This is a genomic window from Deltaproteobacteria bacterium, from assembly GCA_020848745.1.
Taxonomy (GTDB): Bacteria; Desulfobacterota; Binatia; order UTPRO1; family UTPRO1; genus UTPRO1.
The window spans coordinates 46,982-62,412 of record JADLHM010000056.1 but is presented as its reverse complement, the minus strand read 5'-3'; the positions used below and the strand labels follow the sequence as shown (position 1 = coordinate 62,412).

At 74.1% G+C, this 15,431-nt stretch carries 9 protein-coding genes; 5 read left to right on the top strand and 4 right to left on the bottom strand.

Translation table 11 applies throughout. The features are described 5' to 3' along the window. Positions 1-18 precede the first annotated feature (18 nt). Positions 19-1,623, top strand: coding sequence for a tetratricopeptide repeat protein (locus IT293_08135; GenBank protein ID MCC6764617.1), 1,605 nt, complete (start codon positions 19-21; stop codon positions 1,621-1,623). A 96-nt stretch (positions 1,624-1,719) separates the two neighbouring features. Here the strand turns inward: IT293_08135 and IT293_08130 are convergent, their stop codons facing one another. Then, positions 1,720-3,402, bottom strand: a complete 1,683-nt coding sequence (locus IT293_08130) for a glycosyltransferase family 39 protein (GenBank protein ID MCC6764616.1) — start codon at positions 3,400-3,402, stop codon at positions 1,720-1,722. A gap of 195 nt (positions 3,403-3,597) precedes the next feature. Here IT293_08130 and IT293_08125 point away from each other — a divergent pair, with 195 nt between their 5' ends. The 3 genes from IT293_08125 (at position 3,598) to IT293_08115 (ending at position 9,545) form a co-directional block, all read left to right on the top strand. Continuing rightward, positions 3,598-5,679, top strand: coding sequence for a tetratricopeptide repeat protein (locus IT293_08125; GenBank protein MCC6764615.1), 2,082 nt, complete (start codon positions 3,598-3,600; stop codon positions 5,677-5,679). Then, the gene (locus tag IT293_08120; GenBank protein ID MCC6764614.1) at positions 5,676-7,715 is read left to right on the top strand and encodes a tetratricopeptide repeat protein; all 2,040 of its coding nucleotides are present in this window, start codon (positions 5,676-5,678) and stop codon (positions 7,713-7,715) included. Before IT293_08125 ends, IT293_08120 begins: the two co-directional genes overlap by 4 nt. Before the next feature lie 75 nt (positions 7,716-7,790). Then, positions 7,791-9,545, top strand: coding sequence for a sulfatase (locus tag IT293_08115; protein ID MCC6764613.1), 1,755 nt, complete (start codon positions 7,791-7,793; stop codon positions 9,543-9,545). Here IT293_08115 and IT293_08110 read toward each other — a convergent pair. From IT293_08110 to IT293_08100, 3 genes are all read right to left on the bottom strand, one after another. Continuing rightward, positions 9,529-11,757, bottom strand: a complete 2,229-nt coding sequence (locus IT293_08110; protein ID MCC6764612.1) for a tetratricopeptide repeat protein — start codon at positions 11,755-11,757, stop codon at positions 9,529-9,531. The two genes, IT293_08115 and IT293_08110, sit on opposite strands and share 17 nt — an antisense overlap. Positions 11,758-11,821: 64 nt before the next feature. Beyond that, a complete protein-coding gene (locus IT293_08105) occupies positions 11,822-12,829 on the bottom strand; it encodes a radical SAM protein (GenBank protein ID MCC6764611.1) in 1,008 nt (335 codons plus the stop codon). Beyond that, positions 12,816-13,685, bottom strand: coding sequence for a UbiA family prenyltransferase (locus tag IT293_08100; GenBank protein MCC6764610.1), 870 nt, complete (start codon positions 13,683-13,685; stop codon positions 12,816-12,818). The genes IT293_08105 and IT293_08100 overlap by 14 nt, the downstream gene beginning before the upstream one ends. 278 nt (positions 13,686-13,963) lie before the next feature. On the opposite strand from IT293_08100, the gene IT293_08095 reads away from it, so the two are divergent. Further along, positions 13,964-15,430 carry a hypothetical protein gene (locus IT293_08095; GenBank protein MCC6764609.1) on the top strand — a complete coding sequence of 489 codons (1,467 nt, stop codon included), beginning with the start codon at positions 13,964-13,966 and terminating at the stop codon, positions 15,428-15,430. Position 15,431 lies beyond the last annotated feature (1 nt).

The following is a 15,431-nucleotide window of genomic DNA, read 5'->3' as shown; positions in this document are numbered from 1 at the left end:
CATGACAGCCGAGCGCGCGTGACCGACGCACGCCCCCGCGCTTCCTGGCCGCCGGCGGCGGCCGTCGTGCTCGTCGTGGCGGCGAGCTTCGCGCCGACGCTCGCGAACGACTTCGTCAACTGGGACGACGACCTCAACCTCACCGACAACCCGTATTACCGCGGCCTCTCGTGGGCGCACGCATGGTGGATGCTGACGACGACCCGTGGCGGGCACTGGCAGCCGCTCACGTGGCTCTCGTTCGCGCTCGACCACGCCCTCTGGGGAATGGACCCGCGCGGCTACCACCTCGGAAACCTCCTGCTGCACGCCGTGAACGCCGTACTCGTCTGGCTGCTGCTGCGCCGGCTGCTCGCGAAGGTCGCGATCGCTTCGGAGCGGATCCTTCCGTGGCCGGCGGCGATCGGCGCGCTCTGGTTCGCGGTCCACCCGTTGCGGGTCGAGTCGGTCGCGTGGGCGACCGAGCGCCGCGACGTGCTCTCCGCCTGCTTCTGGCTCGCGGCGCTCCTCCTCTACCTCCGGAGCGCGCAGCCGCCTCCGGGACGTCGCCGCGCCGGACGGGCGGGCGCACTCGTCGCGCTCGCGCTCTCGCTCGCGGCCAAGGCCTGGGCCATCACCTTTCCCGCCGTCCTGTTGATCCTCGACTGGTATCCGCTCCGCCGCCGGGCGCTCCGCGAGAAGATCCCGTTCGCGCTGCTCGCGGCGGTCGCGGCGGCCGCCGCCTTCGCGGCACAGCGAAGCGTCCCGGAGATGCGTTCCCTCGCCGAGTACCCGCTCGCGGCGCGGGTCGCGCAAGCCGCCTACGGCCTCTGCTTCTACGTCGCGCAGAGCCTCTGGCCGTTCGGGCTCCAGCCGGCCCACCTTCTCCCTGCCCGGCTCGATCCGATGGCGCCGCGCTTCGTCCTCGCCCTCCTGGCCGTCGCCGCGATGACCGTGCTCGCCCTCCGCCAGCGGCGACGCCGGCCCTGGCTCCTCGCGACCTGGGCCGTCTACGTCGTGATCGTCGCGCCGGTCCTCGGCCTCGCGCAGACGGGACCGCAGCTCGTCGCCGACCGCTACAGCTACCTCGCGTGCCTTCCCTGGACCGCCCTCGCGACCGCGGGCCTCGCGCGCACCTGGGGTCGCGCCCGGCCGGTCGTCGCCGCGAGCCTCGCGTCCGTCCTCCTCCTGAGCGCGCTCACCTTCCGCCAGACCCGCGTCTGGCATGACTCGACCACGCTCTGGAACCACGTCCTCGCGCTCGATCCCTGCAACTGGATCGCCTACACGAATCGCGGCTTCGCTCGCGCGGATCACGACGCCGCCATCGCCGACTACGACGCGGCGATCCGCTGCAACCCGCGCTGGCCGCTCGCCTACTTCGATCGCGGGAGCGCCAGGCACGCGCGCGGTGATTTCGCCGCCGCCGAGCGCGACTATGCGACGGTCATCGCGCTCCGCCCGAACGAACCGGACGCCTACAACAACCGCGGTTGGGCCCGGCAGGCCCTCGGCGACCTCGCCGGCGCCGCCGCGGACTACGAACGGGCGCTCGCGCTGGCACCGCCGGATTGGCCGGCACGCGCCATGGTGGCGGGCAATCTCGCCGCCGCGCGAGCGCGGCTCGCCGCCGACCCGCGGTGACGTCCGCACCGTCGGGCGCGGCGCGAAGCGAACGAGCCTGGCGGCGATCCGGCAGGCGCCACCGTACGCCGTCGCCGTCCGGCACGATCGCCGGGGTCACTTCGATGCGGCGGCGCGGACACGCAGGTCGGCGAGATACTGCGGCGCATCGCGTTGCTCGGGATGCTCGCGCACGAAACGCGCGAAGTATGCCTCGCCCTGCGCGGCGCGGCCCGTCTCGGCGTAGGCCTCGTAGAGATCCTTGAGCGCCCACGGACAGCCATGCGGGCAATGCGGCACCGCCTCGACGAGCGCCGCGATCGCGCGTTCGGCGTCGCCGACGCCGAGGTAGCCGTCGGCCAGATGGCGGAGCCGCAACTCCACCGCCACCGGGTGGTCGCGCGCGAAGATCCCGACGTGCTGGAACGCGAGGGCCGCCCCCGCCCCGAGAACGGCAACGGCCAGCCCGAAGCGCCGCCACTCGCGCCACGCCACGCACGCCGCGATCTCGACGGTCCCGAGCGCGGCGAGCGGCAAGAGCGCCGGCACCACCTGGATGCGATAGCGCGCGAAGATGAAGAAGGCGACCACGCTCGCCGCGTACACGAGCACGAAGCCCGCGAGCAGAGCGACCGCGGATCGGTCGGCGGCCGGCCGTCCCCGGCCACGACGACCGAGCCCGGCGATCGCACCGAGCACGGCGAGCGGCAGGATCGCACCGAAGCCGAGAAGCGGCGAGCGCAGCACCGCCGAGTCACGCTCGAGCAGATATTGGTCCTGACTGTCGGAAATCTCGAAGTCGTTCCAGAAGAGCACGGCCTTCCGCGCCACGGCCCGGAGCGCGAACGTCGGATCGTCCGCCGCGTGCGCGAGCGCGGCGCGGTACCAGAACGCCGACACCTCGCGTGGGGTGAGCGAGCGCCCCGCACGCGTCTCCGCCTCGTGACGGAAGTCCTCCTCCTCGAAATGCGGGTTGGCGCGTACGAACGGCACCACGCCGTAGGCGCCGTAGGGATTGGCCGGATTGTTTCCGGTGTAGAAGTTCTGACCACCCTGCGTGGTGGCGAGGGTCCACTCGCCCGCGACGCGATGGTTTCGCCAGGTGACGGGCGCGAGCGCGAGCGCGAAGCCGGCGGCGAAGAGCATCGCCTTCCCGATCCCGTCCGACCGCGATGTTCCGGCGCGCGCCAGAACGAGCGCGCCGAGCGGCAGGAAGACGAGCAGGTTGGCGCGCGTCAGGACGGCGAGGCCGAGGGCGAGCCCGGCGGCGAGCGTCCGCGCCCCGCCCACCCCGCGCGCGGCGAAGAGCCAGAGGAATCCCGCCACCAGCAGCATCGAAAGCGACGTCTTGTCGATCTCGCCGGTGTGGAAGACGTCGGGCTCGTAGAACGCGAGCCCGAGTCCGGCGAGGATGCCGACCAGGGGGCCGCCGACCCGGCGTCCGAGAAGCATCGTCGCGGCGCACGCGCCGACACTACACGCCACGTTCAGCAGCCGCGCGAGCAGGAGGTCGCGCCCCGCGACCCCGTAGAGAGCCGCGAGCACGTACGGATAGAGCGGGTCCATGTAGAAGGCGCGCGTGCCGAGCCAGTCGCCGGCGGCGATCTTTCGGGCCCACGCGTCGTAGTACTCGGGATCGACGACCAGATGCCCCCACCAGGGCGTCGCCCGGAGGTCCGCGAGGTAGCCGAGGCGAACGATGGTCGCGAGCAGCAGGACCACGAGCGACGCCCACCGGAACCAGCGCGGGGTCGGCGGGACCGGAACGTCGTCCTCCGCGACCATGAACGGCGCGAGCATCGTGTGTCGGCGGTCCGGCTGTCAACGCCGGCACCGGGTCGGCTCGGCCGCCGGGTCCGCGTTGCAGTCGCGCGCTCGGGCGGGCTAAGCACGGTCGAAGCAATGGCTCGCCGGGGTTCCTCCGTCGTTCGCTCCGCCAGCGCAGTCGGTTCCGAAACCTTTCGTTGGTTCCCGGCGTCGGCCGGTCTCGCCCTGGTGCTGTTGACCATCGTCGCCTACGGTCCGGCGTTCCGCGCCGGCTTCATCTGGGACGACGACGACTACGTGACCGACAACGCGGCGCTGGACGACCTCACCGGCCTCGTCCGCATCTGGCTGGAGCCCGGCGCGACGCCGCAGTACTACCCGCTCACCTTCACGACCTTCTGGATCGAGCATCGGCTCTTCGGCGACGCGCCGACGGGCTACCACGTCACCAACGTCGCGCTGCACGCGTTGAACGCCGTGCTCGCGTGGCGCGTGCTCGCCGCGCTCGGCCTCCCGGGCGCCTGGCTCGCGGCGGCCGTCTTCGCAGTCCATCCCGTCCACGTGGAATCGGTCGCGTGGATCACCGAGCGGAAGAACGTCCTCTCCGGTGCCGGCTATCTCGCGGCGCTCCTCGCCGCGCTCGCCCTCGCCGACGCGCCGTCCGCGTCCGATGCCGACGCGGCCGCGCGGCGGCGCCGCCGCACGTTCGTCGTCGTCGCCTTCGTCGCCGCCCTCCTCGCGAAGACGGTGACGTGCACGCTGCCGGTGATCCTCCTCCTGCTGCTCTGGTGGCGGCGCGGCCGGATCGAGGGGAGCCACCTCCGAGCCGTGGTGCCCCTCCTCGCGCTCGGCCTCGCGCTTGCGCTCGTCACCGTCTGGATGGAGCGGACGCACGTCGGCGCGCGCGGCGCCGCCTGGGACCTCTCGCTCGCGGAGCGGGTGCTCATCGCCGGCCGCGCGCTCGGGTTCTACGCGGCGACGCTCGCCTGGCCGCACCCGCTCGCGTTCGTCTACCCGCGGTGGGCGATCGACGCGACGGCGCTCCGGCAGTGGCTCCTCCCGCTCGCGGCGGTCGCCGTCGCCGGTGGCGCCTGGGCCGCCCGCGCTCGGATCGGACGCGGGCCGGCGGCCGCGCTCGCCAGCTTCGCCGTGACGCTCGCCCCCGCCCTCGGCTTCGTCGACGTGTACCCGATGCGGTACACCTTCGTCGCCGACCATTATCAGTATCTCGCGAGCCTCTTCCTGATCGCCCCCGTCGCGGCGCTCGCGGCGACGCATGCCGCGCGCCTCGGCGCGGCGTCCGCGCTCGCGGCCGTCCCGCTGCTCGCGCTCCTCGCCGGCCTGACGTGGCGCCGCGCGGAGACGTTCCACGACCCCGAGACGCTCTGGCGGGACGTCATGGCGAAGAACCCGCGCGCCGCGATCGCGCCGATCAACCTCGGCATGTGGCTCCACCAAGAGGGGCGCTCGGAGGAGGCGGCGGCGATGCTCGCGTCGGCGCTCCGCCTCGAGCCCGACGACGCCGAGATCGAGGGCGACCTCGGCATCGTGCTCGCCGCGCTCGGGCGCGGCGCGGAAGCCCGCGCCCACCTCGAGCGCGCCGTCGCGCTCGCGCCGGAATCACCGTCCGCCCGGAACAATCTCGCCAACGCGCTTGCGCGCGACGGCCGCCTCGACGAAGCGGTCGCGCACTATCGGCGCGCCGTCGCGCTCGACCCGGGCTACGCCGACGCCCAGAACAACCTGGCGAACGTCCGCGCGCAGCAGGGCGCCCTCGACGAAGCGGTCCGCCACTACGAGGCCGCGCTCGCCGCCGACCCGCGCTACGCGACGGCGCACGCGAACCTCGCCGCCGTCCTCACGCGGCTCGGGCGGAACGACGAGGCGATCGCGCACTATCGCGACGCGCTCCGTCTCGACCCCGAACAGGCGGATTGGGCGCGCGGGCTCGGCGCGCAGCTCGCCGCGCGCGGCGCGTGGGACGACGCGATCGAGCGCCTCGCGACCGCCGCGCGCCTGCGGCCGGCGCACGTCCGGACGCAGCACGAGCTCGCGGCCGCGCTCGCGGGCGCCGGCCGCGTCGACGAGGCGATCGGCGTCTACGCGCGCGCGCTCGAGCTCGAGCCCGATTCCGCCGACCTCCACAACGACCTCGGCATCGCGTTCGCCCGGCGCGGCGACCTCGACGCCGCCATCGCCGAGTTCCGGCGCGCGCGCTCTCTCGCGCCGGATCACGCCGAGGCGCGGAGCAACCTCGCCGCCGCGGAACGCGCCCGCGGCGACGCCTCTCGCCCGGCCGCGACGCCGTGACCCCGACGCGCGCGCATACCAGCGACGACAGCAGCCCTCCCGTGCGCGCCGCCGACCTCGCCGTCGCGGCCGCGCTCCTTCTCGTCACGCTCGCCCTCTACGCGCCCGTCCGCCACCACGCGTTCCTCAACTACGACGACAACGAGTACGTGACCGAGAACCCGCGGGTGCGCGCGGGGCTCACGCGCACCGGCGTCGCCTGGGCGCTCACGGGCGTCCACCAGGCGACCTGGCACCCCCTCACCAGCCTGACGCACCTCCTCGACGTGCAGCTCTTCGGCCTCGATGCCGGGACGCACCTCCTCGTGAACGTCGTCCTGCACGCGCTCGCGACGGTCGTCCTCTTCCTCGTGCTGCGATCGGCGACGGGCGCCCGCTGGCCGAGCGCCTTCGTCGCCGCGGCCTTCGCGTGGCACCCGCTGCACGTCGAATCGGTCGCGTGGGTGTCGGAACGAAAGGACGTCCTCTCCGGCCTCTTCTGGATGCTGACGCTCGCGGCGTACGTCGGCTACGCGCGCCGCCCGACGTGGGGCCGCTGGCTCGCGGTCGCGGCCGTCTTCGCGCTCGGGCTCCTCGCGAAGCCGATGCTGGTCACCCTGCCGTTCGTGCTCCTGCTGCTCGACGTCTGGCCGCTCGCGCGCGTACCGGCGACCGGCGGCGCGCCGGCGACATGGCTCGCGCTCGTCCGCGAGAAATTGCCGCTCTTCGCCTTCGCCGCCGCGGTGAGCGCCGCGACCGTCGTCGCGCAGCGGAGCGCGGGCGCTCTCACGACGCTCGCGACGGCGCCCCTCGCCTATCGCGTCGGCAACGCGCTCGTCTCCTACGTGGCCTACCTCCGGAAGACCCTCTGGCCGAGCGACCTCGCCGTCTTCTACCCGGCGCGCGAGAACCTCTCCGCCTGGACCGCGCTCGCGGCGGCGGCGCTGCTCGCCGCCGTGACGATCCTGGTCGGACGCGCCGCGCGGCGCGCGCCGTACCTCCTGGTCGGCTGGCTCTGGTACCTCGGTACGCTGGTCCCCGTGATCGGCCTCGTACGCCATGGCGACCAGGCCATGGCCGACCGCTTCACGTACCTCCCGTCGATCGGCCTCTTCGTGATGATCGCCTGGAGCGCGAGAGCGCTCGTCATCGACCAGCTCGCGAGCGCGCCCGTCATCGACCAGCCCGCGCGCCCGCCCGCATCCGGCGCCGGCGCGCGCCGCGTACGCGTTCCCGCCGCGCTCGCCACCGCGGCGGGCGCGCTCGCGCTCGCCGCCTGTCTCGTCGCGACGGCGCGGCAGCTCGCCCACTGGCGCGACAGCGCGAGCCTCTTCACGCACGCGCTCGCCGTCGACCCCGGCAACTACCTCGCGCACGGCAACCTCGGCATCGCCCTCGACGCGCTCGGCCGCCACGCCGAGGCGATGGCGCACTTCGAGCGGGCCGTGGCGCTCCAGCCGGACTTCGCGAAGTCGCGGCTCAACCTCGGGAACGCGCTCGCGCGAACGGGCCGCCTCGACGCCGCCGAGGCCGAGTACCGGGAGGCCGTCCGCCTCGACCCCGACTCGGCGCTCGCCGCCTACGACCTCGGGCTCCTGCTCGCGGAGCGCGGCGAGCTCGACGAAGCGATCGGCTGGTACCGCCGCGCCCTCGACCGCGATCCGCTCTACGCGCGGGCGTGGAACAACCTCGGCTGGGCGCTCGCCGCCAAGGGCACGCCCGACGCGCTCACCGACGCCGTCGCCGCCTACGAGCGCGCGCTCGCGATCGAGCCGGGCCTCACCGCCGCCCACAACAACCTCGCGGTCGCCCTCGAAGGGCTCGGACGCGGCGACGAGGCTCTCGCCCACTACGCCGCGGCCGTCCGCCTGGCGCCCGGCGAGCCGCGCGCGCACGCCAACCAGGCGGCGTTGCTCGCGAGTCGCGGCCGCACGGACGAGGCGATCGCCGCCTATCGCGAAGCGCTCCGTCTGGCGCCCGACTTCGCCGAGATCCGCGCGGCGCTCGACGAGCTCCTGGCGCGCCGCCGCGCTGCCGGCGCGGACGGCGGGTCGTGAAGCGCGCGCCGCGCACCGAGGCGCGCGCCGCGAGCGGCGTGGACCTGGCAGGAAATGCGGGCTAGGAGCGCCGCCATGTCGCTCCGCCTCCGCGCCGTCGCGCTGGCCGTCCTCGTCGCGACGCCGCTCGCCTGCCAGCGGACGCCGCCTCAGGCGCGCCAGCCCTACAACGTGCTCTTCGTCTCGCTCGACACCGTCCGCCAGGACGTCCTCGGCACGTACGGCCACCGGCCGCGCTTCGCACCCGACGCCTCCACGAGCCCGGCGCTCGACCGGTTGGCGCGCGAAGGCGTCCGCATGGCGGACGCGTACTCGTCGAGCTCGTGGACGCTGCCGTCGCATCTCTCGATGTTCACCGGCATGGCGCCGCTCGCGCACGGGGTCGAGTCGGAGAGCGGCGTGCTCGATCCGGCAATCGCGACGATGGCCGAGATCCTGGCGGATCACGGCTACCGCACCGCCGGCATCTACTCGGCGCCCTTCCTCGATCCGCACTGGGGGTTCGGGCGTGGGTTCGCCACCTACACGGCCGTCTACGGCGGCGAGGCGAACGCGGCGGCGGAGCACGTCGCGGCGCTCCGCCGCGCGAGCGAAGAAGCCGCGGCCGCCGCCGACTGGACGCGCTACGATGACGCGAAACGGCGCCAGGCCGAGGCGGAGCGCGCGCTGAACGACCGCTCGCAGACGGTAGTAACGTCGGCCGAGGTCGCCGCCGCGGCCGTCGCCGAGCTCGACGCGCTCGCGCGCGAGGGCCGTCCGTGGTTCCTCTTCGCGCACTTCTTCGACGCGCACTGCGACTACGTCCCGCCGCCGCCCTGGAATCGCCGCTTCGACCCCGACTACGGCGGCACCTTCGACGGCAAGAACTGCATGGGCGGACCCGCGGTCGGCACACCCGACCCGAACGAGCCCGGCGCGCTCTTGCGCACGATCGGCGAGCGCGACCTGCAGCACGCCTACGCGCTCTACGAGGGCGAGGTCGGCTGGGTCGACGACCACCTCGGCACGATCCTGCGAGCGCTCGACCGCACCGGCATGGCGGCGACGACGCTCGTCGTCGTCGTGTCGGACCACGGCGAGGAGTTCTTCGAGCACGCCGGGCTCGGGCACCGCCGCACGCTCTACGAGGAAGTCGTGCGGATCCCGATGGTGCTGCGTTTGCCCGGCGTATTGCCCGCCGGCGCGACGGTCGACGGCCCGGTGTCCCTGACCGACCTCCTCCCGACCGTCCTCGAGATCCTCGGGCTCCCGCCCGCGCCGACGGTGGACGGGGCCGCGAGCTTCCTCGCGGCGCTGCGGAAGGGCCGGGTCGATCGGCCGCTCCTCCTGCGCACGGTCATGATGTTCGGCGGCGAGGTGCGCGTCGACGCCGGCGCTCCGGTCGCGCTCCGCCAGGTCGTCGTGCAGGATGGCTTCCGGCAGGGCCCGATCAAGATCCTGCGCCGGCGGAGCTGGCCGCAGTTCCAGGCCGGGCTCGCCACCGACGTCGCGGCGATCCTCGGACGCGAGGCCGCGGCGCAATACGCGCGCGAGACCGTTCGCTGGATCGACCTCGCGCGCGCGCCCGACGAGCCCCTCGCCGGCTACTCGGCCGACTTCGACGAGCCAGCCGCGCGCGCCGCCCTCGCGGCCTTCCGGCGGGAGTACGACACGGTGCTCGCGCGCCGCGCCGCAGAGCACCGGACCTCGACGCTCCCCCGCAACGTCCGCAGCAGGCTCGAGAGCCTCGGGTACATCGAGCGCGGCGGCGGGCCCGCGTTCCCGGAGCCCGACCTCGTCCTGCCGCCGCCGGGCGGCTCCGCCCCCGCGGACGTCACTGATACGCGCTGAGCCAGCGCTCGATGTCGTCGCCGAGGACGGTCGCACCGCGCGCGCGCGCGTCGGCGAGCGCGCCGCGCGCGGTCGCGACGCCGTCGCGGCGGCGGCCGGCGTGGACGTACGCGATCGCCGTGCGGAAACGGACCTGCGGATCGTCGAGCCCGAGCCGGCGCGCCTCCTCGAGATGCTCGATCGCTTCCCCGGGGCGCCCGCTGTCGAGGAGCGCGCTTCCGAGGTTGTAGTGGGCGGTCGCGTGCGCGGAGTCGCGCGCGAGCACCCCGGTGAACTGCGTGATCGCGTCCGCCGTGCGCCCGAGCGTACGGAGCGCCGTCCCGTAGTTGTTGCGGGCGCCGAGGTTCGCGGGAGCGCGCGCGAGCACGCGTTCGAGGTGGCCGACGGCCTCGTCGACGTGGCCGCTCTGGAGGAGCGCGGTCGCGAGGTTGTTCTCGATCCCCGCATCGTCGGGTGCGAGGCGGAGTGCGGCCGCGAAGGACGGCACGGCGTCGGCCGCTCGTCCGAGTGCCATGAGCGCGGCGCCGCGGCCGTTGTGCGCCTCGGCATCGGCCGGATCGAGGCGCACGGCCCGCTCGAGGTGCGCGAGCCCGTCATCGGCGCGGCCGACGCCGACGAGCGCCTTCCCGAGGTTCCGGTGCACGACCGCTTTCGGCAGGTCGGGCTCGCTCGCGAGCGCCCGCTCGAGGGGCGCAAGCGCCGCGGCCGGTCGGAGGAGCTCGAGCTCGAGGGCGCCGAGGTTGTTCGCGGCGACGGCATTCTCCGGGTCGGCGGCGAGCGCGCGCTCGAAGAGGCCGCGCGCGTCGTCGTACCGGCGCTGGCGGAACAGTACGAGTCCGAGGTTGTCGAGCGCCCCCGCGTGCCCGGGATCGAGCCGGAGCGCCTCCTCGAAGCGCGCCATCGACTGCGCGTCCGGCCGGCCGGCCTCGAAGAGCGCGACGCCGAGGTTGTAATGCGCCATGGCGTCGGTCGGCTGGGTGTGAACGGCGTCGGCCCAGAGCGTCACCGCCGACTCGTAGGCGACGAGGCGCCGGACGGTGACGACGGCGAGCACGAGGGCGAGCGCGGTCGCGGCGGCGAGCACGGGTCCGGGCCGCAGGCGCCTCCCGCCACGGGCGAGCACCGCGCAGCCTCCGACCACCGCGAGCGTCACGAGGCCGGCGAGCGGAAGGTACATCCGGCGCTCCGCCGCCATCATCTTCACGATCGGAACGAGCATCGTCGGAGCCAGCACGAGCGCGATCGCGACGACGGCGAAACGCGCCGCGGGCCGCCGACGTACGAGCGCCGCCGTTCCCGCCGCGAGCGCCGCGCACGCGAGCAGCCACGGCCACGCCGCCGCGCTCCCGAGGTAGGCCGGCGCGTAGTGAATCGTGAGCGGCCACGGCCAGACGACGAGCTTCAGGTAGAGGAACAGGACCTTCGCCTGCGTCATCCACCAGACGAGCGGCGAAACGTCGTGCTTGGCGTCGCTGAATCCGCTCGCCCCGCCGACGTTCAAGGCGAACAGCACGACCCAGCCGAGCGCGAGCCCGGCGTACAGACGCGTCGCACGCCGCGCGCCGCCGACGAAGGTCCGCTCGTAGAGCCACACCGCGACCGGCAGCGACGCGACGATCTCCTTCGACGCCATGCCGGCAATGCACGCGGCGACGGCCGCGACACCCCAGGTCGTCGCGCGTGCCGGCGTCGGCGCCGTCCAGTGGCGAAGCGCGCACCAGAGGGTCGCGAGGTACGCGAGCGCCGCGATCAGCTCCGTTCGCTGCGTCAGATAGACGACCGTCTCGCTGCCGAGCGGGTGTACGAGCCAGACGAGCGCGACGGCGATTCCGAGGACGTCGGCCGCGCCCGCGAACGCGCCGCCGAAGTACGGAAGGAGCACGGTGCCGCGCACGAGGAGCGCCAGCACCGTCGCGGTGAGCGCGTGCAGCACGAGAGCCGTGCGGCGAAAACCCGCCGGGTCGAGCCCCCACCAGTGGTAGTCGAGCGCCAGCGAGAGGTTCGAGAACGGACGGCGCGCCGTCGGCGCCAGCGGCGGCGGATTGAGCGGGCCGCGGAGCGTCGCGTCGCCGATCGGCGGGACGAGGCGGCGGATCGACGGATTCTCGACGATCGCCGGCCGGTCGTCGAAGACGAAGGGGGCATGGAGCGCCCGGGCGTAGACCGCCAGCGTGACGGCGAGCATCAGGACGAACGTCGCGCTCCCGGCCACGAGCCGCGCGGCGACCGGCGTCGCCGCCCCGGACCCCGCGGACCCTTGCGCGGCTCTGCAGCCGCTACGCATAGGTCCGGGCGCTTTCGACGGCGGCCGCGAACGGGCGCTGGAAGAGCAGATTGAACTCGAGCATCGGCCCGACGATGCAGCGATTGCAGGGCGTGGCGCGGTCCCATGCCGTCCGCCAGGCGGCCGCCAGCAGATCGACCGGGGCCGTCTTGCCCTTCGTGTAGGCGCACGGATACGCGCGCCCGAGGGGATCGACGTAGAAGAAACCGTGGCCGGCGGCGCAGCGTCCGCCCGGCGCGTCCACCGCCGACACCGCGAAGTCGGCCCAGCCGGCGAGGTACTCGAGGAACGCCGTCGAGCTCACGATCGGACGCCCGCGGCGCTTCTCCTCGAGCAATCTCCGCCAGAAGGCGCGGAACTCCTCGTTGGCGACCGACGCCGGCACCCGGCCGCGCACGATGTCGGTCTCGGTGCACTGGGGCTGGAAGTGGACGCGGAAGCCCATCGACTCGGCGCGCCGCAGGATCGCGTCGGCCTGGTCGAGGCTGTGCTCGGTGACGACGCAGATCGCGATCACCGGCTTCCCGATTCGCACGAGATCGGCGACGCCGGCGAGCACGCCCTCGTAGGAGCCCTCGCCGCGCGCGCCCTCGTGCGCCCCGCGCTCGCCGTCGAGGCTCGTGTAGACGAGGTCGGCGAGGTGCAGGCGCTCGGGGTGGCGCGCGTAGAGGGTGAGGTTCGAGTTGACGCTCACCCAGAAGCCGTGGTCCTTCGCCATCCCGATGATCTCGCCGATGTCCCTCCGCATCATCGGCTCGCCGCCCGCGAGGCCGAGGCGGCGGACGCCCATCGCCTTCAGGCGCTCGAACATGATCGCCACCCGCGGCAAGTCGAGGTGGCTCGGGTCGATGAAGGGACAGTTGCAGTAGCCGCAGCGCAGGTTGCAGCGGTTCGTCACCGCCCAGGTGGCCGAGAACGGCCGCGGCGCGCCGTCCACCAGGTACGCGAGGAGGCTCGTGCCGTACGCGTACCCGAGCGCGAACTTCTCACCCAGCCGCACGGGTGGTTCCGAGGAACGCGAGCCAGACGACGGCAAAGTAGGCCTTGGTGAGGAGCCAGCCCGCCCCCGCGTCGGCGACCGCCGCGGAGATCACGAGCGGCGCGACCGCCGTGCAGGCGGCGGCGACGCCGAGCAGGCCGTGAAGCGAGCCGAAGAGCACGAGCACGAGGGCCGCCAGCACGCTCCGCGACAACGTCGGCGACCGCACGGCGGTCGTGGCGATCCCGTTCGCAGCGTCGGGCGCGCGGTCGTCGAGCGTCTGGAAGAGGTGGCAGATGCCCGTCATCACACCGACGAGGAAGACGACCGCGAACGATGGATCGACGATCGCCGCGTAGAGCGAGCCCCACGCCCAGACCGCGACGATGTCGGCGACCGGTACGCCCTTGAGCCGCGTCGAGTACACGAGGTTCACCGCCATCACGGCGGCCGCCGCGACGGTGGGCCCCGCCCCGAGCGTCGCCGACGCGATCGCGAGCGTCACGAGCTTCAGGCAGAGCGTCGCGACCACACCGGCGCGCCGGTGCTCGATCCAGGCGCGGATCAGCGCGCGGTCCTTCTTCGGATTGTTCCAGTCGACGGGCGCGTCGTAGAGATCGTTGAACGCGTACATCACGAGAATCGCCAGGACCGACACCAGGGCCTGCCAGACGCCGCGCATCGCCGCCGCGTCGCCGTGCCACGTGATCAGCGAGAGGTTGATGGCGAGGAGCGCGCCCTCCCCGCGGCGGACGCGATGCAGCGTCGAGGCCGCGACCGCCCAGGTCAACGCGCGGAGCGCGCCATCGCGCTCGGCGCGCGCACGCGGGTGCGGGGCGACGGAGAGGCCCGAAGCGACGACGGTCGGGGTGGTCAAGCGCGGCGGCCGCGAGACATCTCGCCGGGCCGCCTGGGAGCCGGACATCGCGCTCGGTCTACCACGACCAACGGTCCGGGCGTCAACGAAGATCGACGGAAGACCCCCGCATCGCCGGAGCCCGCCCCGGCCCCCCGGCGGACTTCCCGGGCATCCCGGCGTCACTCCCCGGCGGCTGACGCCTGCGCCCTCGCGCGCACGGTCGCGCCCGGCGGCGCGCGCGGCGGACCGATCGCCTTGACGCCTTCCGCGCCCGATGATTCATCCCGAGCGATCGCATGCACCCGACCGTCCTCCCGCCGCGGACGCCGCGTCGCCTCCGACTCGCGCTCGCGACGCTGAGCCTGTGTGCCGCCGGCTGCCTGACGCGCGAGCCCGCCTTCGAGAAGACGACGCTCACCCGCCTACCGGCCACGTACAAGGACGGCAGCATCCTCGTCGCCGACGACGGCCGCACGTTCGCGTTCGTCGACCAGACCCCCGCGGGCGAGCGCGTCGTCACCCGCGACGGCGCGGGCGAGCCGCATACGCGATGCCCTCGCGTCGCGTTCGCGCCCCGGACGCATCGCCTCTTCTATTGGACCGTCGACGAGGCCGAGGGGACGCAGCGCGTCGGGATCGTCGCCGACGGGCGCGCGATCCCGACCGAGGCCGTCGCCGCCGGGGCCTTCGCCTTTGCGGACGACGGCGGGCACTGGGGAGCCATCGGCGTCTCGGGCACCACGAGCGGCGAGGTCGGCGACTTCACGCTCTTCCTCGACGGTCGCGACGCCGGGCGCTGGCGCGACGTCGGACTACCGGCCTTTCGCCCCGACGGACGCGTGGCGTGGCTCGGCGCGGACGCGGAGGGCGTGCGGCTCTTCGTCGACGGACGGCCCGTCCGCACCTTCGAGCCGCCGACGGCGCCCTGCGCGCGCGCCGCGATGGAGCGGGCGACGCGTCCCGACCTCCCGGCACGCCACACGCTCCGCTGGCTCGCCGGCGGCGCGCTGCTGCTGCTGACGCGCGACCGCGACGGCTGGAGCGTCTACCGCGACGAGACGCGCCTGGCGGCCTACGACATCAACCGTGCCGAGCTGGTCGACGAGGCGTGCCGGTTCGGAACGGTGATCGCACCCGGGTCGCTGCGGGCGGCCGAGGACGCGGCGACCATCGTCTGGTGGGAACGCGCCGCCGGCGACTCGGAGCACGCGCGCCTCTGGCGGATCGCGAAGGACGGCGGCCCGCTCGACGACCTCACCTGCAGCGAGCCCTGGAGCCGCCAGGCGCCCGAGATCAGCGCCGACGGCATGCATACGGCGTACGCATGTCGGCTCCGCGACGAAGCGAACCTCACGACCTCGTTCGTCGTGCACGACGGCAAGCGCTACGGCCCGTATCAGGAGATCTGGGGCGTCGCCCTGTCACGGGACGGGACGCACGTCACCTACGGCGCGACGCTCGGCGGCGCGCCGACCCCGCGCCCGTGGGCGATCTACGTCGACGGCACGGTGCGCGCCGCCGCCTTCTCCGCCACCTGGCGGCCGCGCGTCTCCGACGACGGCGCGACGGTGGCGTGGCAAGCCCAGCGCGTCGAGGGCGGACGCGGCACGCTCGGCATCGGCGCGCACCGCGTCGGCACCTTCGACGAGGTCCTGTGGGGCCCCGAGTTCGAGACCGCGAACGGCCGCCCGCGCATCGCGTGGGTGATCCGGCGCGGACGCGCCCTCACGCGCGTCAGCGTCGCGCCGCCAGCGCGTCGTTAGC

Excerpts from the sequence above, each read along its gene's own strand:
- IT293_08130 (MCC6764616.1), bottom strand. The coding sequence starts at position 3,402 with ATGCTCGCGCCGTTCATGGTCGCGGAGGACGACGTTCCGGTCCCGCCG.
- IT293_08095 (MCC6764609.1), top strand. The coding sequence starts at position 13,964 with ATGCACCCGACCGTCCTCCCGCCGCGGACGCCGCGTCGCCTCCGACTC.
- IT293_08115 (MCC6764613.1), top strand. The coding sequence starts at position 7,791 with ATGTCGCTCCGCCTCCGCGCCGTCGCGCTGGCCGTCCTCGTCGCGACG.